General features: G+C 53.0%; 17 protein-coding genes. 1 reads left to right on the forward strand and 16 read right to left on the reverse strand.

The genetic code is table 11. The features are described 5' to 3' along the window. Window positions 1-9: 9 nt before the first annotated feature. The 16 genes from dnaE to rpsB all read right to left on the reverse strand — a co-directional run bounded on the left by dnaE (window position 10) and on the right by rpsB (window position 18,741). Complete coding sequence (gene dnaE / locus ACLJR2_RS00095; RefSeq protein WP_001294817.1) at window positions 10-3,492, reverse strand: DNA polymerase III subunit alpha; 3,483 nt, start codon at window positions 3,490-3,492, stop codon at window positions 10-12. A 23-nt stretch (window positions 3,493-3,515) separates the two neighbouring features. After that, window positions 3,516-4,112, reverse strand: a complete 597-nt coding sequence (gene rnhB / locus ACLJR2_RS00100) for a ribonuclease HII (RefSeq protein ID WP_000569411.1) — start codon at window positions 4,110-4,112, stop codon at window positions 3,516-3,518. Next, window positions 4,109-5,257 carry a lipid-A-disaccharide synthase gene (lpxB, locus tag ACLJR2_RS00105; protein ID WP_000741216.1) on the reverse strand — a complete coding sequence of 383 codons (1,149 nt, stop codon included), beginning with the start codon at window positions 5,255-5,257 and terminating at the stop codon, window positions 4,109-4,111. The genes rnhB and lpxB overlap by 4 nt, the downstream gene beginning before the upstream one ends. Further along, window positions 5,257-6,045 carry an acyl-ACP--UDP-N-acetylglucosamine O-acyltransferase gene (gene lpxA, locus ACLJR2_RS00110; protein WP_000565950.1) on the reverse strand — a complete coding sequence of 263 codons (789 nt, stop codon included), beginning with the start codon at window positions 6,043-6,045 and terminating at the stop codon, window positions 5,257-5,259. Before lpxA ends, lpxB begins: the two co-directional genes overlap by 1 nt. 3 nt (window positions 6,046-6,048) lie before the next feature. Beyond that, window positions 6,049-6,504, reverse strand: a complete 456-nt coding sequence (gene fabZ, locus ACLJR2_RS00115) for a 3-hydroxyacyl-ACP dehydratase FabZ (RefSeq protein WP_000210741.1) — start codon at window positions 6,502-6,504, stop codon at window positions 6,049-6,051. A gap of 105 nt (window positions 6,505-6,609) precedes the next feature. After that, window positions 6,610-7,635 carry a UDP-3-O-(3-hydroxymyristoyl)glucosamine N-acyltransferase gene (lpxD, locus tag ACLJR2_RS00120; RefSeq protein WP_001139265.1) on the reverse strand — a complete coding sequence of 342 codons (1,026 nt, stop codon included), beginning with the start codon at window positions 7,633-7,635 and terminating at the stop codon, window positions 6,610-6,612. A 3-nt stretch (window positions 7,636-7,638) separates the two neighbouring features. Then, the gene (gene skp / locus ACLJR2_RS00125; protein WP_000758966.1) at window positions 7,639-8,124 is read right to left on the reverse strand and encodes a molecular chaperone Skp; all 486 of its coding nucleotides are present in this window, start codon (window positions 8,122-8,124) and stop codon (window positions 7,639-7,641) included. A gap of 122 nt (window positions 8,125-8,246) precedes the next feature. Then, a complete protein-coding gene (gene bamA / locus ACLJR2_RS00130) occupies window positions 8,247-10,658 on the reverse strand; it encodes an outer membrane protein assembly factor BamA (protein ID WP_001240921.1) in 2,412 nt (803 codons plus the stop codon). A gap of 31 nt (window positions 10,659-10,689) precedes the next feature. Then, a complete protein-coding gene (gene rseP, locus ACLJR2_RS00135) occupies window positions 10,690-12,042 on the reverse strand; it encodes a sigma E protease regulator RseP (RefSeq protein ID WP_000949017.1) in 1,353 nt (450 codons plus the stop codon). 11 nt (window positions 12,043-12,053) lie between these two features. Then, a complete protein-coding gene (gene cdsA / locus ACLJR2_RS00140) occupies window positions 12,054-12,911 on the reverse strand; it encodes a phosphatidate cytidylyltransferase (RefSeq protein ID WP_000922422.1) in 858 nt (285 codons plus the stop codon). Window positions 12,912-12,923: 12 nt separating this feature from the next. After that, the gene (ispU, locus tag ACLJR2_RS00145; protein ID WP_000947413.1) at window positions 12,924-13,682 is read right to left on the reverse strand and encodes a (2E,6E)-farnesyl-diphosphate-specific ditrans,polycis-undecaprenyl-diphosphate synthase; all 759 of its coding nucleotides are present in this window, start codon (window positions 13,680-13,682) and stop codon (window positions 12,924-12,926) included. A gap of 312 nt (window positions 13,683-13,994) precedes the next feature. Beyond that, on the reverse strand, window positions 13,995-15,191 hold the full coding sequence (gene ispC, locus ACLJR2_RS00150; RefSeq protein ID WP_000811905.1) for a 1-deoxy-D-xylulose-5-phosphate reductoisomerase: 1,197 nt from the start codon (window positions 15,189-15,191) through the stop codon (window positions 13,995-13,997). Between the two features lie 141 nt (window positions 15,192-15,332). Beyond that, window positions 15,333-15,890 (reverse strand): ribosome recycling factor, encoded by a 558-nt coding sequence (gene frr, locus ACLJR2_RS00155; protein WP_000622423.1) that lies wholly within the window; start codon window positions 15,888-15,890, stop codon window positions 15,333-15,335. A 146-nt stretch (window positions 15,891-16,036) separates the two neighbouring features. Then, window positions 16,037-16,762, reverse strand: coding sequence for a UMP kinase (gene pyrH, locus ACLJR2_RS00160; protein WP_000224567.1), 726 nt, complete (start codon window positions 16,760-16,762; stop codon window positions 16,037-16,039). 144 nt (window positions 16,763-16,906) lie between these two features. Further along, window positions 16,907-17,758, reverse strand: a complete 852-nt coding sequence (tsf, locus tag ACLJR2_RS00165) for a translation elongation factor Ts (RefSeq protein WP_000808106.1) — start codon at window positions 17,756-17,758, stop codon at window positions 16,907-16,909. Between the two features lie 257 nt (window positions 17,759-18,015). After that, window positions 18,016-18,741 carry a 30S ribosomal protein S2 gene (gene rpsB, locus ACLJR2_RS00170; RefSeq protein WP_000246886.1) on the reverse strand — a complete coding sequence of 242 codons (726 nt, stop codon included), beginning with the start codon at window positions 18,739-18,741 and terminating at the stop codon, window positions 18,016-18,018. A 450-nt stretch (window positions 18,742-19,191) separates the two neighbouring features. Between rpsB and map the strand changes: the two genes are divergently transcribed. After that, window positions 19,192-19,986: a type I methionyl aminopeptidase gene (map, locus tag ACLJR2_RS00175; RefSeq protein WP_001018214.1), complete on the forward strand. Its 795-nt coding sequence runs from the start codon at window positions 19,192-19,194 to the stop codon at window positions 19,984-19,986. The last annotated feature ends 209 nt before the right edge of the window (window positions 19,987-20,195 follow it).

Genomic DNA, 20,195 nt, shown 5'->3' on the forward strand with positions numbered 1-20,195 from the left:
ATTCCTGTATTAGTCAAACTCCAGTTCCACCTGCTCCGAACCAATGAGGCCACGCAGATCGTTAAGTAAACGATCGCTCGGAGAGACACGCCACGTTGCGCCAAAACGCAGCCGCGCACGCGCATCCGCCCTCTGATAGTAGAGATGTACTGGAATGGTCCCCGAGCGGTGGGGTTCCAGAGACTGACGGAGTCGGTTTAAAAGCTGGTCATCAATTTGCCTGTCCGTCAGCGAGATAGCAAGCCCGCGAGCGTATTTTTCGCGAGCTTCGTCAATATCCATCACTTCGCGGGCGGTCATTTTAAGCCCCCCGCTGAAGTCATCAAAGCTGACCTGTCCGCTGACGATAAGTATGCGGTCTTTTTCCAGCAACTGCTGGTATTTATCCAGCGCGTCGGTAAATAACATCACTTCCAGACGCCCGGAACGGTCATCCAGCGTACAGATGCCGATACGATTGCCGCGCTTGGTGACCATAACCCTTGCGGCAATCACGAGCCCCGCAGCCGTGGTGACTTTACCACGTTCTGTCGGATGCATGTCTTTGAGCCTTACCCCGCCGACATAGCGCTCAATTTCTTTTAAATACTGATTGATGGGGTGGCCCGTCAGGTACAGCCCCAACGTTTCACGTTCCCCATCTAACACCACCTGCTCCGGCCACGGCTGGCAGCTGGCATAGGATTGCTCGATTTGCTCCGGCTCTTCCGCCAGTACGCCGAACATATCCGCCTGACCGATAGCTTCCGCTTTGGCGTGCTGGTCGGCGGCTTTCAGCGCATCGCCCAATGAGTTCATCAGCGCGGCGCGGTGCGGCCCCAGGCGGTCGAACGCCCCGGACATGATCAGCTTTTCCAGCACCCGGCGGTTGAGCTTTTTGGTATCGGTCCGCGCGCACAGATCAAACAGTTCGCGGAAATAGCCGCCCTGATTACGCGCGTCGATGATCGCTTCGATCGGCCCTTCGCCGACGCCTTTGATCGCGCCGATACCGTAGACGATCTCGCCCTCATCATTAACGTGGAAATGGTATAATCCGGAGTTAATATCCGGCGGCAGAATTTTCAGTCCCATCCGCCAGCACTCGTCCACCAGGCCGACGACCTTCTCGGTGTTGTCCATATCGGCAGTCATCACCGCCGCCATAAACTCTGCCGGATAGTGCGCCTTTAGCCATAGCGTCTGGTAAGAAACCAGCGCATAAGCGGCGGAGTGCGATTTGTTAAACCCGTAACCGGCGAATTTCTCCACCAGGTCAAAGATTTTCATCGCCAGTTCGCCGTCGATACCGTTCTTTTTCGCGCCCTCTTCAAAAACGGAACGCTGTTTGGCCATCTCCTCCGGCTTTTTCTTACCCATCGCACGACGCAGCATATCCGCGCCGCCGAGAGTATACCCGGAAAGTACCTGGGCAATCTGCATCACCTGTTCCTGATACAGAATGATGCCGTAGGTCGGCTCCAGTACCGGCTTCAGGCTTTCATGCTGCCACTGAACGTCCGGGTAAGAGAGTTCTTCACGACCGTGCTTACGGTCGATAAAGTTGTCTACCATCCCTGACTGCAACGGACCGGGACGGAACAGGGCCACAAGCGCGATCATATCTTCAAAGCAGTCCGGCTGCAGACGTTTGATCAGATCTTTCATGCCGCGCGATTCAAGCTGGAAGACCGCCGTGGTTTCCGAGCGCTGCAGCATGTCGAAGCTTTTCTTGTCATCCAGCGGAATGGCGGCGATATCCAGCGGCGGCTCGCCGTTTTTCTCGCGCCGCTTGTTGATCATCTCCAGCGCCCAGTTGATGATGGTCAGCGTACGCAAACCGAGGAAGTCGAACTTCACCAGCCCGGCATATTCCACGTCGCTTTTATCAAACTGGGTAACCGGATGCTTGCCCTCTTCATCGCAGTACAGCGGCGCAAAGTCGGTAATTTTGGTCGGCGCGATGACCACGCCGCCAGCGTGCTTACCGGCGTTACGCGTGACACCTTCGAGCTTACGCGCCATATCGATCAGCGCTTTGACCTCTTCGTCCGCCTCGTAAATTTCCGGCAGTTGCGGTTCCGCTTCAAAGGCTTTTGCCAGCGTCATTCCCGGATCGGGCGGCACCAGCTTCGAGATACGATCCACAAAACCGTACGGATGCCCCAGCACACGGCCCACATCGCGGATAACGGCTTTCGCCGCCATCGTACCGAAGGTGATAATCTGCGATACCGCATCACGCCCGTACATGTCTGCGACGTGCTCAATCACCTGGTCGCGTTTCTCCATACAGAAGTCAACGTCGAAGTCAGGCATCGAGACACGTTCCGGGTTCAGGAAACGTTCGAACAGCAGGTCAAACTCCAGCGGATCAAGGTCGGTAATTTTCAGCGCGTAGGCCACCAGCGAACCAGCCCCGGAACCACGTCCCGGCCCTACCGGCACGCCGTTATCTTTTGACCACTGGATAAACTCCATCACGATGAGGAAGTAGCCAGGGAAGCCCATCTGGTTGATAACCTGTAGTTCAATATCCAGACGCTCGTCATATTCCGGGCGACGCTTTTTGCGCTCTTCTTCGTCCGGAAACAGGAAAGCCAGACGCTCTTCCAGCCCCTCTTTCGCTTTTTTGACCAGATAATCTTCGGTGGTCATATCGCCGGTCGGGAACTGCGGCAGGAAATATTCACCCAGACGCACCGTTACGTTGCAGCGTTTGGCAATCTCCACCGTATTTTCCAGCGCCTCCGGAATATCGGAGAACAGCTCGCACATTTCTTCTTCACTGCGCATATACTGCTGCGGTGAATAATTGCGTGGACGTTTAGGATCGTCGAGGGTGAAACCGTCGTGGATCGCGACACGAATCTCATGGGCGTCAAAATCATCGCTTTCAAGGAAACGGACATCGTTTGTCGCAACAACCGGCAAACCACGTGCCTCAGCCAGTTCAACCGCAGCATGGAGATAGGTCTCTTCATCCTGTCTGCCGGTGCGGATCAGTTCCAGAAAGTAGCGATCGGGAAAATGCGTTTCATAGAAAGCAACGCACTCCTCCACCAGCGCCTGGTTGCCGCGTAGCAGACAGCGGCCTACGTCGCCCATGCGTCCGCCGGAAATCAGGATCAAACCTTCTTTAAGCTCTACCAGCCAGTCGCGCTCGATAATCGGGCCTGCCGCGCCGTAGCCGCGCTGATACGCTTTCGAGATCAGCAACGTCAGGTTCTGGTATCCCGTATTATTCGCCGCCAGTACCGTCAGATGAGTCAGCTCATCTCCCAGCAGTTCGTTGTGAACATTAAAGTCCGCCCCGACGATGGGTTTAATGCCCGCGCCATGACCCGCTCCGTAGAACTTCACCAGACCGCAGAGGTTGGTAAAATCGGTGATCGCCAGCGCAGGCATACCTAATGAGGCCGCCTTTTTCACCAGCGGCCCGGTCTTCGCCAGCCCATCGATCATAGAGTAGTCGCTGTGCACCCGCAGGTGAACGAAACGTGGTTCAGACATCTTCAGATTTCTCGATACAAGAATCAGGACACAAGTCCCAGAGCGCGTTTAACAGGCGCAAAACTGCGTCGGTGGTGCGCCGTCGCGCCATACTGGGCCAACTTTTCCAGATGAAAAGCGGTTGGATAGCCTTTGTGCTGCGCAAAGCCATACTGAGGAAAAACGATATCCAGCGCCGCCATTTCTGCATCGCGGGTGACTTTCGCCAGAATAGACGCCGCGCTAATCTCCGCCACGCGGCTGTCGCCTTTCACCACGGCCATTGACGGCACAGGCAGCGCCGGACAGCGATTGCCGTCGATCAGCACATATTCTGGCGCAATATGCAGACCAGCGACAGCGCGCTGCATGGCGAGCATGGTGGCGTGCAAAATATTCAACTCATCAATTTCATGCGCTTCCGCGCGTCCCAGACTCCAGCTTAACGCCTTTTCTTTAATCTCGTCATACAATGACAGACGACGCTTTTCAGACAATTTTTTGGAATCATTCAGACCGACGATCGGACGAGCCGGATCGAGGATCACGGCGGCGGTCACTACGGCGCCCACCAGCGGGCCACGGCCCACTTCATCCACACCCGCCACTAAATGGGTGTGTGGATAAACAAATTCGATCATTGTGCTAACTCCAGGACGGCATCTGCCGCCTGCTCATCGGCATTACAGCGGATCTGCTGATGCAGTTCACGGAAGGTGTCGTGCATCGCATGGCTGGTTTTACCGTTCGCCAGTAGCGGCAACAGCGCTTCGGCGAGTTTTTGCGGTTCGCACTCTTCCTGCAACAGCTCTTTGACTAATTCCCTTCCCGCCAGCAGGTTAGGCAAAGACACATACTCCGTTTTCACCAGACGTTTCGCCAGCCAGAAAGTGAAGGGCTTCATACGATATCCCACGACCATCGGGCATTTTGCCAGCATACACTCCAGCGCCGCCGTACCCGAGGCCAGCAGAGCCGCGTCGCTGGCGATCATCGCCTCGCGCGCCATGCCGTCCAGCAAATGAACGGCGAGATCCGGCGCAACCTCCGCTTTAATTTTTTCAAACTGCTCGCGGCGTTTCGCGTTTACCAGCGGCACGACCACTTCCAGATCGGGATAGCGCTGTCGCAGCAATTGCGCGGTTTTCAGGAAGTCGGCGCTGAGCATTTCCACTTCCGCGCCACGGCTGCCTGGCAGTAGCGCCAGACAATGGGCGTCATGCGGGATACCCAGCACGTCGCGCGCCGCATTTTTATCCGGGTCCAGCGGCATGGCATCCGCCATGGTGTGACCGATAAAGCGGCACGGGACGTTAAATTTATCGTAAAACGCTTTTTCGAAAGGCAGAAAAGCCAGCACCATATGGGTGGATCTGCCTATTTTGAAAACGCGTTTCTGTCGCCAGGCCCAAACGGACGGGCTGACATAATGAATGGTCTTAATCCCTTGTTTTTTCAGATTACCTTCGAGGGTAATATTGAAATCAGGGGCGTCAATCCCGACAAAGACATCGGGCTTGAGTTCGGTAAAACGGCGGGTCAGATCGGCGCGGATATGCAACAAACGGCGTAAACGTCCGAGCACTTCAACAATGCCCATGACCGCCAGCTCTTCCATTTCGTACCAGGCTTCACACCCTTCGGCCTGCATACGCGGCCCCGCAACGCCCACAAAGCGGGCGTTGGGTACGCGCGCTTTCAGCGCACGAATTAAGCCTGCGCCAAGAATATCGCCGGACGTTTCACCGGCGACCAGGGCAATCGTTAAAGGACGCTGTGCCGCCATTAACGAATCGGACCGCGCGTTGAACGCTCAAAGAACTCGGTAAACGCCTTCACTTCCGGATGCTTTTCAGCAAGTTCAGCGATTTCCAGCTTCGCTTCGTCGAGCGTTTTACCACTGCGGTACAACAGTTTGTAGGCATTACGAATCGCCACCAGCCCTTCACGGCTAAAGCCGCGACGCTTCAGCCCTTCGATATTTACCCCGAACGGCGTCGCATGGTTACCCTGCGCAATCACATACGGAGGGACATCCTGCGCCACGCCGGAGCAGCCGCCGACCATCACATGCGCACCGATAATGCAGAATTGATGAACTGCCGTCATACCGCCGATGATCGCAAAATCATCGACTGATACGTGCCCCGCCAGCGTGGCGTTGTTGGCGAGGATACAGCGATTACCTACCGTACAATCATGTGCGACATGCGCATTGATCATCAGCAGGTTATCGCTACCCACCTTCGTCAACCCACCGCCCTGCACTGTACCACGATGAATGGTGACGCTTTCGCGGATGCGGTTACGATCGCCAATTTCCACACGGGTCGGCTCACCCGCATATTTCAGATCCTGGTTCACTTCACCGATGGAGGCAAACTGATAAATCTCGTTGTCACGGCCGATTTTGGTTTGACCATTCACGACCACATGAGACTTCAGTACGGTTCCCTCACCAATTTCGACCTGCGGCCCAACAATACAAAAGGGACCAATGTGGGCATTAGCGCCAATTACAGCGCCATCTTCCACAATGGCGGTAGGATGAATAAAGGCGGATTTATCAATCACGAATCAGGCCTCCCGGCTACGAGCACACATCATGGTTGCTTCGCACACGACTTTACCGTCGACCAGCGCAACCCCTTTAAAGCGGGTCAGGCCACGGCGCGTTTTCTCGAAAGTGACTTCCATGATCATCTGATCGCCTGGCACCACCGGACGCTTAAAGCGCGCTTCATCAATACCCGCGAAATAATACAGTTCGCCAGGTTCCAGTTTACCAACGCTTTTAAACGCCAGAATACCGGTTGCCTGCGCCATCGCTTCCAGAATCAGCACGCCTGGCAAAATCGGTTTGCCCGGGAAGTGTCCCTGGAAAAACGGCTCGTTGACGGAGACATTTTTCACCGCACGCAGAAAACGACCTTCTTCAAAGTCCAGCACGCGATCGACCAGTAAAAACGGAAAACGGTGCGGCAGAAGCTCTAAAATCTCTTCAATCTGCAGAGTATGAGTGTTAGTAGTCAAAATACTCTTCCTGTCCAAATATACAAAAAGGCAATAATAACACGGCCTGCCGCAATCGTATGAATGTGACAGGCCGGAAAAGAATGGCAACTACAAGGCGGAACGTTAGTCTTGTTGATTAACCTTGCGCTCAATCGCTTTGAGACGCTTGCTCATATCATCAATGTTCATCACCAGTGCAGCAGTTTTACGCCATACTTTGTTGGGTTGCAGCGGAATGCCTGAGGAGTAGACGCCCGGTTCCGTGATGGGACGCATCACCATACCCATGCCAGTTACCGTGACTTTGTCGCATATTTCCATATGCCCATTGATCACGCTGGCGCCGCCAATCATGCAGTAACGGCCAATCTTCAGGCTACCCGCCATAATGACGCCACCGGCAACTGCCGTATTGTCGCCAATCACGACGTTATGTGCAATCTGGCACTGATTATCAATAATCACGCCATTGCCAATAACAGTATCATCCAACGCGCCACGGTCAATGGTGGTACAAGCGCCGATCTCGACACGATCGCCAATAATGACCCGGCCCAGTTGTGGGATCTTCACCCAGTTGCCACGATCGTTAGCGTAGCCAAAACCGTCCGCGCCGATCACCGTACTGGACTGGATCAGGCAATTCTCACCGATCTGAATGTCGTGGTAAATCGTTACGTTCGCCCACAAGCGTGAACCCGCCCCGATTTTGCTATTTTTTCCGACGAAACAGCCTGCGCCGATAACCACGTTATCGCCCAGTTGTACGCCAGATTCAATCACCGCATTCGCGCCGACTGAAACATTGCTACCCAGCGTTGCCGTCGCATCAATCACGGCACTTGGCGCGATATTCTGCGCGGGCTGCGGCGTAGTATCTAAAATTTGCGCCATGCGCGCGTAGGTCAGGTAGGGATTTTTAACTACCAGCGCCGCGCTCTTAGCAAAAGGAAGATCGTCCTGCGTCATGACAACCGCAGAAGCCTGGCATAAACCTAAGTGTTCACGGTACTTAGGATTTACCATAAACGTAATGTGGCCTGTTGTTGCAGATTGCATGGACGCAACGCCGGTGATGACGATATCGCCATCACCGTGTAATTCTGCATCCAACTGTTCTGCTAAGTCAGCCAGTCGAATTGAAGGCATTACTTATTTAACCTGTTTCAGTACGTCAGCGGTGATGTCTTTCACATCGCTGCTGTTGTAAGCAACGGTGTTTGCGTCTACCACCAGATCGATACTCTGGTCGTTAGCCACTTTTTTCACCGCAGTCTGGATACGAGTCACCAGTTTGTTGCGTTCTTCGTTGGAACGACGAGCGCGATCTTTCTCAAAAGCCTGCGCTTTTTGTGCGAAAGTCTGGCGCTGAGACATCACGTCTTTTTCCAGCTTAGTACGATCGCTACCTGCTTTCATGGATTGCAGACGCTGCATTTTAGATTGCAGATCGGTTTCCATTTTTTGCAGTTCAGCCGCACGGCCTTTAAATTCGTTTTCCAGTGTATTGGATACACCCGTCTTCTGCGCAACCTGTTGGAACAGATTACCCATGTTGACGATTGCAATTTTGTCAGCAGCCTGTGCGGACGTTACCATCGCCAAACCAAGACCTGCAGCTAATAACCACTTTTTCACAATAAACTCCTTACCATCCCATTTGCACCCGAAGGTACAGCTCTTTGCGTGGCCTGGCGATCCCTGGGGGCATCGCCAAAAGTCATCGCTACACTACCAATGCATTCCTTTGCAGTGAACAATTACCAGGTTTTACCAATGTTAAACTGGAACTGCTCGGCTTTGTCTCCATCGTACTTTTTAAACGGCTGGGCGTAGGAGAAGACCAACGGCCCCAATGGGGACATCCATTGTAATGCGATACCCGCGGACATACGGATGTTGCCTGGATCGCTGTAATCCGGTACATCTGACGGCGCAGATGACGGATCCCAGTTCGTATCCCAAACGGTACCCATATCCCAGAAGAAGGAGGTACGAACCGAGTTGGCATACTTTTCGCTGATGAACGGCGTCGGGGTAATAAATTCCAGGCTGGCGACAGCCATGGCATTACCACCTACCGCATCATCTGATTTACAGCCTGATTCCTGAGTACAGTCTTCGTAATCATCATCATCGTCCCAACTAGTGTGGGCGCCATTTTTATAGACCGCTTTCGGGCCGATAGTATTCGACTGGAAACCACGCACGGTACTGGAACCACCGGCATAGAAGTTCTCATAGAACGGCATTTCCTTGCCGCCTAAACCATCGCCGTAACCCCAACGAGTACGCCCCAGAACCACCCACTTGTGGTCGTTATCAATAGGCACATAGGTCGCGGTATCCAGCGACACTTTGTAGTATTCGTTGTCGGAACCTGGGATCGTCACCTTACCCGTCAGGTTGACTCGCGAGCCGTCCGTCGGGAAATACCCACGGTCAAGCTTGTTATAGGTCCAGCCGTAGTTAAAGGTGAAGTCGTCGGCAGCAAAATCGCTGGCATCAGGGTCGCCCATCGATTCAAGATAACGATCCATCGCGATCTGCGGCTGCATGTTGGACAGTTTGTTATGGACATAACCCAGACCAGCACGCAACGTGTTGTACTCGTTGATGGGGAAGCCAAGCGTCACATCCGTACCGTAACTCTTGTTGGTATAGTCGGACAGGTCGGCATCATCCGCTTCAAAGTCGTTATAGAAGATACGACCACCGAGGCTCACGCCGTCAACGGTAAAGTATGGGTTAGTAACGGACAGTTCGCTGTAGGTCTGGTAGTCGTTTTTGGTACCGTTAATCCCCACGGAATAACCGGTACCTAACCAGTTGTCCTGCTGAACGCCGGCCTGGAAGCTAACGCCGCTTTCTGTACCGTAACCGATACCGAAGTTAAAGCTACCGGTGTTGCGCTCTTTCACCTTGTACACCACATCAACCTGATCCGGGCTACCCGGAACGCGCTGCGTGTCGGTGTCGACGGTTTCAAAGAAGCCGAGACGGTTCAGACGCTCTTTCCCCTGGTCAACCAGGTCGCTGCCCAGCCACGCCCCTTCCATCTGGCGCATTTCACGGCGCAGAACGGAATCTTTTGAGGTGTCGTTGCCTTCAAAGCGGATCTTACGCACGTAGAAACGGTTGCCCGCATCGACGTTTACGCGCAGTTTTACGGTTTTGTCAGCATCGTTAATTTCAGGCTGTGACTGCACGCGCGGATAGGCGTAACCATAGCGACCCAGAAGCTTTTTGATGTCATCTTCCATTTTGGTCACTTTGGTGCCGTTATAGAGCTCGCCCGGTTCAATTTTCGTCAGTTTCTCAATTTCAGCGGAATGTCCGGCCAGGTTACCGCTCACCTGAACCCCGGAAAGCTTGTACTGATCGCCTTCGGTGATATTGACGGTGATGTAGATCCCTTTCTTATCCGGCGTCAGACTCACTTGCGTGGAGTCAATATTGAAACGCGCGTAGCCGCGATCCAGATAGTAGCTGCGCAAGGTTTCAAGGTCGCCCGCCAGCTTCTGTTTCTGGTATTTACGATCGCCGACGACGTTCCACCACGGCACTTCGTCACGCAACTGGAAATGAGAAATGAGTTCTTCGGTGCTAAAGGCATGGTTACCGACGATGTTGATCTGTTGGATCTTCGCCGATACGCCCTCCTGGAACACCAGTTTAAGATCAACACGGTTGCGCGGCAGCGGCGTGACGACCGCCTTAACGCTGGCGCTGTATTTACCTACGCTATAGTAAAAGTCTTCCAGACCTTTTTCGATATCAGACAACGTGGTGCGATCCAGAGACTCGCCAACACGTACGCCAGACGCTTCGAGGTTTTGCTTGAGCATGTCATCTTTCACCGACTTGTTCCCGGAGAAAGTGATGCTGGCAATGGTCGGACGTTCTTTTACCTGAACCAGAAGGGTATTACCATCGCGCAGGACGCGGACGTCCTCAAAGTTGCCGGTGGCGAACAGAGCGCGAATGGTGTTACTGATATCTTCATCATTAACCGTGTCGCCTGTGCGCACCGGCATACTGAGGAGAGCCGCACCAACGGCGACTCGCTGCAGGCCTTCGAAATGAATGTCCTTCACTACGAACCCTTCAGCACCGTATACGGTGGCGCTGCTGAACAGCAGCGACGCTATGAGCAACTTTTTCATCGCCATCGTTATTATGCGTTCTTCCTAACTAACTCTCTTACAACCGAGAGAAATCATTGAAAAGTGCAAGCCCCATTAACAACACCAGCAAAATCGAGCCAATGCGATAACTAAAGTCTTGAACCCGCTCGGATACCGGCCCGCCCTTAAGCTTTTCAATCGCCAGGAACAGCAGATGACCCCCGTCAAGAACGGGCAGCGGAAACAGGTTGATTATCCCTAAGTTCACGCTGATTAGCGCAAGGAACATCAGGTAATAAATCACCCCGAACTCCGCTGACATCCCAGCCCCCTGAGCGATAGAAATCGGCCCACTGAGGTTGTTCAGTTTCACATCACCGGTTATCAATTTACCCAGCATACTGACCGTCAGCTTCATCAACTGCCACGTCTTATCCGTGGCTTCGAGGATGGCGCTAAAAGGCCCATACTGGCGTATAGTCTTGTACTCTTCCGGCAGAGGAATAATTTTAGGCACCACGCCTGCAAACCCTTCCGCCTTTCCGTTAACCGATTTCGTATCCGGCGTTAACGTCAACGACAAGGCGCTCCCCTGCCTTTCAATCTCTAACGCTAACGGCTTACCGGGATTATCGCGTACAAACGTCACGAATTTCATCCACTGCGTTAACGGCTGACCATCGACTTTAACGATCCTGTCGCCTGCTTGCAAACCCGCTTTACTGGCTGCGGAATTCGCCTGCACTTCTGACAGTACCGGTTCAATCTGTGGCCCGCGGGGCCGAATCCCTAAAGAAGATACAGGATCTTGCTTATCAGGCTCAAATGCCCAGTGACGTAAATCAAGCGTTTTGTCCTGCCGCTGGTCGCTACCAAACGGCGCGACGCTCACCGTCGTCTGCTGATCGCCAATTTTGGACACCAGTTGTAAACGCACGGCATCCCAATCAGGGGTTTCGATACCATCAACGGCTTTAAGTTCCGTACCAGGCGCAATTTGCGCCTGCGCAGCAATCGAGTTGGGCGTTATTTCACCAATGACCGGACGAACGCCAGGGACGCCGATGATAAAGACCAGCCAGTAAGCAAAGATAGCAAAAATGAAGTTCGCAACCGGACCTGCGGCAATAATTGCGGCGCGCTGGCCCACCGTTTTGTTATTGAAGGCGTGACGACGCAATTCCGGCGCTACCGGTTCGGCGCGTTCATCCAGCATTTTGACGTAGCCGCCCAGCGGGATCAGGGCGATGACATACTCGGTGCCGTACCGATCGGTACGACGCCAGAGCGCTTTGCCAAAACCGATGGAAAAGCGCTCAACTCGCACACCGCAGCGCCGGGCAACCCAGAAATGACCAAATTCATGCACAGTGATCAGCACGCCCAGTGCGATGATGAATGCAGCCAGATTCCAGAGAATACTCAGCATAAAACCTTCCGTTAGAGCGTCCTGAACACCAGTAACAACAGGCAAGCAAAGACCGGTACGGCAGCCGTCAGGCTGTCAATTCGGTCCAGAATGCCGCCATGGCCTGGAATCAAGTGGCCGCTATCCTTAATTCCTGCTTCGCGCTTAAACATACTCTCGGTGAGGTCGCCCAGTACAGAAGCCAGAGCCGCCACCACAGAGCAAATCAGCAAGATAACAGGCGCAACATTCAGATTCGCCCACATACCGTAACCCCATGAGATCACGGCAGCCGTAGCAAGCCCGCCGATAAACCCTTGCCAGGTTTTACCCGGGGAAACCTTCGGCGCCAGCTTATGTTTGCCAAACAATTTACCAAACATATACGCGCCAGAGTCCGCTCCCCAGACCAGGATCATGACATAGAGTAGCCATATTGCGCCACTGTAATGATTCTCGTCATAGTGCCAGGCGCGCAGCGCCAGCATGCCCCAGAAAAATGGCACAATAGTTAACAAACCGAAAATGAGACGCAATGTTTTTGAGTTGCGCCAGATTGCCGCCGAACCGGGATAAAATAGCACCAGCAGTAGCGCGACAACCCACCATCCTAACGATGCCCAAAGCGACATCTCAACCAGCGGTTGACGAATGTTGTGATGATACTCAGGCAACAAAAATAGCATCAGCGCCAATAACAGACCACACAGCACCGCCAGCCAAACCCGCTGTGAACGCGCGGCGAAACCGCTTAACTGTCCCCATTCCCACGCGGCCAGCATACAGACAACCAGCGTAATAATGGCGAACCCCACCGGCGGCAATAAAAAAAGCGCAGCGATGACCGCGGGTATTAACACAAAAGCAGAAATCAGGCGATACTTCAGCAAAAGCAACCCCCATCAGGCTTTGTCATCACCAGGCTCGGTACCGCCGAAACGACGCTCTCGATTAGCAAAGGCATGCAGCGCACCTTCAAAGTCTTGTTCATCGAAATCGGGCCAAAGAACATCCGTAAAGTAAAGTTCGGCATAGGCAATTTGCCAAAGCAAAAAGTTACTAATGCGATGCTCTCCCCCAGTCCTAATTACTAAATCCACAGGCGCCAGCTCATGCATACAGATTTGCTGGCCTAGTCTCTCTTCATCAATCTGATCGGGGCGCAGCACTCCAGCCTGCACCTGTTCCGCCAGTTGTCGGACTCCCTGGACAATATCCCAACGTCCGCCGTAATTCGCAGCGATATTCAGCGTTAGACCCGTATTATGGGCGGTAAGCGCTTCTGATTTGCGAATACGTTCTTGTAAACGTGAGTTGAATCGGCTGATATCGCCGATAATACGCAGGCGAACGTTATGGCGGTGCAGGCTTTTGACTTCGCTATCCAGCGCCCACACAAACAGCTCCATTAACGCGCTCACTTCCTGCGCCGGTCGGTTCCAGTTTTCACTACTAAAGGCATACAGCGTTAACGCATCAATACCGTTATTGGCAGCAAAAGAGACCGCTCGCCGGACGGACTTCGCACCGGCTTTATGCCCAAAGGCCCGGATCTTCCCTTGCTTTTTCGCCCAGCGACCATTGCCATCCATAATTATTGCAACATGACGGCAGCCATGCGCTGGCAAATTTTCGCTTACTGGTTGAGTTGCAGACAACATAACGCGTTTTTTGTCCCTGAAAGGATTTAGCGGTACTCAGGAATACTGAAGCCTTTATACACATTCTCTTCGGTTCGCTTCGCGGATGACTGCGCGTCATCGCCCCTGTCGTGCGCTGTCTGCGCACGCCGGGAACGTATTCGCCTGCCGTCCCGATGCGTCCTGACTGATTTTGTGTATCCACAAAAAAGCCGTGTAAAACCACGGCTAACCTGACCGAAAAAAGCCAAAAACCTGCGATCAGGTGGCGCAGACTATATCACCGAAGCCCAACGCTAACAAATAGCACGATCTTCTGTCGCGGGATAATCGTCAGCGTGAGAGCCGTATCACTTGTTTTCTGGCTACTTCACGCGCGATGGCGTCAACCTGCAATACGTCCTCAACGCTTGCCGGTTCCTGTAAATCCATCCTCTCCAGCACCGCTAAATTGAGCCCGGCGATATCGGTAAAACGAATCTGTTGCGCCAGAAACGCGGCAACGGTGATTTCGTTTGCCGCATTGAGCGCCGTCGTTGCCGCCTGACCTTGCTCAAACGCCTCCATCGCCAGCTTCAGGCACGGATAACGCTGATAATCTGGCGCGCTAAACGTCAGCGCGCTGAGTTTGCAAAAATCAAGCGGCTGCGCGCCGGACGTGACGCGATTCGGCCATGCCATCGTATGCGCAATAGGCGTACGCATGTCAGGTTCTCCAAGCTGCGCCAGGACGCTGCCGTCCTGATAACGCACCATCGAATGAATGACCGATTGCGGATGGATCAACACTTCCATCTGACGTGCGCTGGCATTAAATAACCAACGCGCTTCAATGTATTCCAGACCTTTATTCATCATGGTGGCGGAGTCGACGGAGATTTTTCGCCCCATCGACCAGTTCGGATGACGACATGCCTGATCCGGCGTCATCGCTGCCAGATCGCACATTGGCGTTTCACGAAACGGGCCACCAGACCCGGTAAGCAAAATCGACGTTACGCCATTTTGCTCAAGGTCAGCGTATCCCAGATTATGCTGAATAGATTGCGGCAAACTCTGAAAAATCGCGTTATGTTCGCTATCGACGGGTAAAAGCCGGGCGTTGCTGCGTTTTACTTCGTCCATAAACAGCCGCCCGCAGGTCACCAGCGATTCTTTATTCGCCAGCAGAATCGTCTTCCCTGCGCGAATCGCCGCCAGGGTCGGCAGTAAACCAGCCGCGCCCACAATGGCCGCCATCACATGCCCGACCTCATCAAGCGCCGCCATCTCACAGGCAGCCTGCTGACCGCTCAGAACCTCGGTGCGGCTGCCATGCTGCTGAAGCATTATTTTGAGCTGTTCTGCGCTCGACGTATCGTCCATCACGGCATAACGCGGCGAGAACTCCAGGCACTGCTCCGCCATGCGGGCGACATTTTTACCCGCCACCAGCGCGATAACGCGGAAGCTATCAGGATTATGGCGCACCACGTCCAGTGTGCTGCAACCAATAGAGCCGGTCGAGCCCAGAATGGTTAATTGCTTCATGAAACGTCCAGAAGTGTTGAAACGGAATAAAAAGCAAAGCGCCGCACAGGAGACCTGATAATGTCTTCTGCGCGGCGCTTTGTACACCACTCATCCGCCAGGTTTAGCGGTGGAATGAGTTTATATCTGCGTACAGATCAATCAGAACTGCATCAGTTCTGCTTCTTTATCTGCCAACGCCGCATCAACTTTCTTAATTGCCGCGTCGGTCATTTTCTGTACTTCTTCCTGAGAGCGACGATCGTCATCTTCACTGATCGCTTTATCTTTCAGCAGAGCTTTTACTTTATCGTTCGCATCACGGCGGACGTTACGAACGGCGACACGCGCCTGCTCCGCTTCGCCACGGACAATTTTCGTCAGATCTTTACGACGTTCTTCGGTCAGCGGCGGCAGCGGAACGCGAATGTCGGTGCCCGCAGAGCTTGGATTCAAACCGAGGTCTGACGCCATGATCGCTTTTTCAACGGCTGGCCCCATAGAACGGTCAAACACGTTAATTTTTAAGGTACGGGAGTCTTCTACCGTTACGCTTGCCAACTGGCGCAGCGGGGTCGGAGTGCCATAGTATTCTACGACAATACCATCCAGCAGGCTGGGAGAAGCACGACCCGTGCGCACTTTGCTGATTTGGGTTTTGAACGCTTCAACGCATTTTTCCATGCGTACTTCAGCATCTTTTCTGATATCGCTAATCACGTTACGAATCCTTGAAAACTAGTCTCAGTCAGACCAGACGGTCACACAATACAAAGATGTGCTAAGTATAGTCTCGTTTAATTTCTGCCAGGTAATAAGACCCGTCAATAGAACAGAATCTTACCCGTATTTGGCGCTCACGGGAATTATTCCGTGATTAACGTCCCTTCTTTTTCGCCCATCACCACACGACGCAGCGCGCCTGGTTTGTTCATGTTGAAAACACGAATCGGCAGTTTGTGGTCACGAGCCAGCGTGAACGCCGCCAGATCCATCACTTTCAGCTCTTTATCCAGCACTTCGCTGTAGGTCAGCTGATCGTACATGGTCGCGGAAGGATCTTTTGCCGGATCGGCAGTGAATACGCCATCCACTTTGGTCGCTTTCAGTACGACATCCGCTTCAATTTCGATCCCGCGCAGACAGGCCGCAGAGTCGGTAGTGAAGAACGGGTTACCCGTACCTGCAGACAGAATCACAACACGGTTATTACGCAGCAGGCTAATAGCCTCGGCCCAACTGTAGTTGTCGCACACGCCGTTTAAAGGAATTGCCGACATCAGGCGGGCGTTCACATAGGCGCGGTGAAGCGCATCACGCATTGCCAGGCCGTTCATGACGGTGGCCAACATGCCCATGTGGTCGCCCACAACGCGGTTCATCCCCGCTTTTGCCAGACCCGCGCCACGGAACAGGTTACCACCGCCAATCACCACACCAACCTGAATACCCAGTTCAACCAGTTCTTTGATCTCCTGAGCCATACGATCCAGTATGCTTGCATCAATACCGAAGCCTTCCGTACCCTGCAGAGCTTCGCCGCTTAATTTAAGCAGAATGCGTTTATAGACGGGTTTTGCATTGGTAGCCATGTTTCTTTCCTGAGACTGTCAACGATTGATATGAGTTAATTCCGGCGACATTGTACGTCGCATTTCAGCGCAGACGCCAGGCGTCGGCTGATTTTACAAGAGAGGCGCAAAAAGAAGCCGCCCTCAGGCGGCTCCTCAGGAAAATCAGGACTGCTTAGACATCGCAGCAACTTCTGCTGCAAAGTCAGTCTCGACTTTCTCAATGCCTTCGCCCACTTCAAAGCGGATGAAGCCAGTCACGTCAGCGTTGTGCTCTTTCAGCAGTTGGCCAACAGATTTGCTCGGTTCCATGACGAAAGGCTGACCAGTCAGAGAAACTTCGCCGGTGAATTTCTTCATGCGGCCTTCAACCATTTTCTCTGCGATTTCTTTCGGCTTACCGGACTGCATCGCGATGTCCAGCTGTACCTGGTACTCTTTCTCTACCACGTCAGCAGACACGTCTTCCGGCTTAACGAATTCCGGCTTGCTTGCCGCAACGTGCATCGCCAGCTGTTTAACCAGCTCTTCGTCAGCGCCTTTAGCGGCAACCAGAACGCCGATGCGCGCACCGTGCTGGTAAGAACCCAGAACGTCGCCTTCCAGGGAAGCGACGCGACGAATGTTGATGTTCTCGCCAATTTTCGCTACCAGAGCAACGCGCTCTTCTTCGAACTGTGCTTTCAGAACTTCTACGTCAGTGATTTTGCCAGCAACAGCGGCGTCCAGCACTTTGTCAGCAAATGCCTGGAAGCCAGCATCTTTAGCCACGAAGTCAGTCTGGCAGTTAACTTCCAGAATGAAAGCGACGTTACCGTCGATTTTGGTTTTGATTACGCCGTCAGCAGCCACGTTGCCTGCTTTTTTCGCCGCTTTGATAGCGCCGGACTTACGCATGTTTTCGATTGCCAGCTCAATGTCGCCATTCGCTTCAGTCAGCGCTTTTTTGCAATCCATCATGCCTGCGCCGGTACGCTCACGCAGCTCTTTTACCAGGGATGCGGTAATTTCAGCCATTCTAAAATCCTCGAAAGATTTGATCTGCCCGGCATCAAACCGCACAGATATAAAAGTGAAAAAGGGGGCCATATACAGGCCCCCTAACCAAACGTGATACTACCTGGTCTATAAGGGCTCTCCCCTTCATATTTCGAGCCGCAGGCGCGTTGCCTTCACTCGCTCATCCCGGACACTTACTGATGTAAGCTCCCGGGAATTCTCGAGCTTGCCGCCTTCCTGCAACTCGAACTATTTTAGGGAGTTATCAAGCCTTATTACTCGGCTTCTACGAAGCTTTCTTCCGCCTGGGAAGCCAGATCCTGAGAACGGCCTTCACGAACGGTTGCAGCGACAGCGCCCAGGTACAGGCTAACAGCACGGATTGCGTCATCGTTACCCGGGATAACGAAGTCAACGCCGTCCGGATCAGAGTTGGTATCAACGATAGCAAATACCGGGATACCCAGGTTGTTCGCTTCTTTGATAGCAATGTGCTCGTGGTCAGCATCGATAACGAACAGAGCGTCCGGCAGACCGCCCATGTCTTTGATACCGCCCAGGCTGTTTTCCAGTTTCTCAAGCTCACGAGTACGCATCAGCGCTTCTTTCTTGGTCAGCTTTTCGAAAGTACCGTCCTGAGACTGAGTTTCCAGGTCTTTCAGACGTTTGATGGACTGACGAACTGTTTTCCAGTTAGTCAGCATACCGCCCAGCCAGCGATGGTTCACGAAGAACTGGTCGCAGCTGTTAGCAGCTTCTTTCACCGCTTCGCTTGCAGCGCGTTTAGTACCAACGAAAAGGATTTTACCTTTACGAGCAGAGATCTTGTTCAGTTCAGCCAGAGCTTCGTTGAACATCGGTACAGTTTTCTCAAGGTTGATGATGTGAACTTTGTTACGCGCGCCGAAGATGAAAGGCTTCATTTTCGGGTTCCAGTAACGGGTCTGGTGACCAAAGTGAACACCAGCCTTGAGCATGTCGCGCATGGAAACAGTTGCCATGATTTAAAACCTCTATAGATTAAGTTGGGGTTATGCCTCCACGTATCCCATATTACCGACCCCAAAGGGCACCCCGGAATATGTGCCGATACGTGTGTGTTGTTACACAAAGTGAGATTTGTCGCTCCCGTCCATCGTGTGTAGTCTTCGAATGGATCGGAAGTCCGGCGCGCTTTATACCACAAATACGCCACCGACACCAATAATTGTTGGCACTCAATGCTGAATTGAACGATGAATTTCGTGTTACAAGCAGGCGGCAAATTTTTGCATCCCCTGGAGCTTACGGCCAGTAAGTGACTGGGGTGAAAAAATGTCGCCAACGCACCTGTGGCACGAAAGGCGAAGTTCAGAATGATTCTCAATTTGGCAGGGTACACCCCTGACTGATACCATTGTCAGCACTTACACAATTATTGCCGAAATCATCGGCACTGATGGACAGAATTCATGGCTATCTCTATCAAGACATCTGAAGACATCGAAAAAATGCGCGTCGCGGGCCGTCTGGCAGCCGAAGTGCTGGAAATGATCGAACCGTATATCAAACCGGGCGTCACCACCGGCGAACTGGACCGTATCTGTAACGATTACATCGTTAACGAACAACACGCGATCTCCGCCTGCCTCGGCTACCACGGCTATCCGAAATCCGTCTGTATTTCTATTAATGAAGTGGTGTGCCACGGCATTCCGGATGACGCTAAACATCTGAAAGATGGTGATATCGTCAACATCGACGTGACCGTGATTAAAGATGAATTCCACGGCGATACCTCGAAGATGTTTATCGTCGGCAAACCGACCATTCTGGGCGAGCGTCTGTGCCGCGTCACGCAAGAGAGCCTGTATCTGGGCATCAAAATGGTGAAACCGGGCATCCGCCTGCGCACCATTGGCGCCGCCATCCAGAAATATGCCGAAGGCGAAGGTTTCTCCGTGGTACGTGAATACTGCGGACACGGTATTGGTCGTGGCTTCCATGAAGAACCTCAGGTGCTGCATTATGATGCAGACGATGGCGGCGTCGTGTTGCAGCCTGGCATGACCTTTACCATTGAACCGATGCTGAACGCCGGGGATTACCGTATCCGCACCATGAAAGACGGCTGGACGGTAAAAACCAAAGACCGCAGCTTGTCTGCTCAGTACGAGCATACTATTGTGGTAACGGAAAACGGCTGTGAAATTCTGACGCTGCGTAAAGATGACACCATCCCGGCGATCATCACACACGACGAATAATGTTTTGCCTGATGGCGATGCCTTCGCATCTTATCAGGCCTACAAATTACACCTTTACTCAAAATCATTCGAGTTGCCTCAAGGCGGCAAGAGAGTGAATCTTCAGGAGCGTACATAAGTACGTGACTGGAGTGAACGAGCGCAGCCAACGTAGAAGCAACTTGAAGGATGAAGAGTAAATACGTAGGCCGGATAAGGCGTTCACGCCA

Origin of the sequence: Salmonella sp. SAL03688 (assembly GCF_046551895.1) — a bacterium.
Classification (GTDB): domain Bacteria; phylum Pseudomonadota; class Gammaproteobacteria; order Enterobacterales; family Enterobacteriaceae; genus Salmonella; species Salmonella enterica.

Bases quoted from the DNA above. Each gene is read 5' to 3' on its own strand.
- rseP (WP_000949017.1), bottom strand. From the start codon at position 12,042: ATGCTGAGTATTCTCTGGAATCTGGCTGCATTCATCATCGCACTGGGC.
- lpxB (WP_000741216.1), bottom strand. From the start codon at position 5,257: ATGGCGGCACAGCGTCCTTTAACGATTGCCCTGGTCGCCGGTGAAACG.
- lpxD (WP_001139265.1), bottom strand. From the start codon at position 7,635: ATGCCTTCAATTCGACTGGCTGACTTAGCAGAACAGTTGGATGCAGAA.
- ispC (WP_000811905.1), bottom strand. From the start codon at position 15,191: ATGAAGCAATTAACCATTCTGGGCTCGACCGGCTCTATTGGTTGCAGC.
- dnaE (WP_001294817.1), bottom strand. From the start codon at position 3,492: ATGTCTGAACCACGTTTCGTTCACCTGCGGGTGCACAGCGACTACTCT.
- ispU (WP_000947413.1), bottom strand. From the start codon at position 13,682: ATGTTGTCTGCAACTCAACCAGTAAGCGAAAATTTGCCAGCGCATGGC.
- pyrH (WP_000224567.1), bottom strand. From the start codon at position 16,762: ATGGCTACCAATGCAAAACCCGTCTATAAACGCATTCTGCTTAAATTA.
- tsf (WP_000808106.1), bottom strand. From the start codon at position 17,758: ATGGCTGAAATTACCGCATCCCTGGTAAAAGAGCTGCGTGAGCGTACC.
- map (WP_001018214.1), top strand. From the start codon at position 19,192: ATGGCTATCTCTATCAAGACATCTGAAGACATCGAAAAAATGCGCGTC.
- rpsB (WP_000246886.1), bottom strand. From the start codon at position 18,741: ATGGCAACTGTTTCCATGCGCGACATGCTCAAGGCTGGTGTTCACTTT.
- rnhB (WP_000569411.1), bottom strand. From the start codon at position 4,112: ATGATCGAATTTGTTTATCCACACACCCATTTAGTGGCGGGTGTGGAT.
- bamA (WP_001240921.1), bottom strand. From the start codon at position 10,658: ATGGCGATGAAAAAGTTGCTCATAGCGTCGCTGCTGTTCAGCAGCGCC.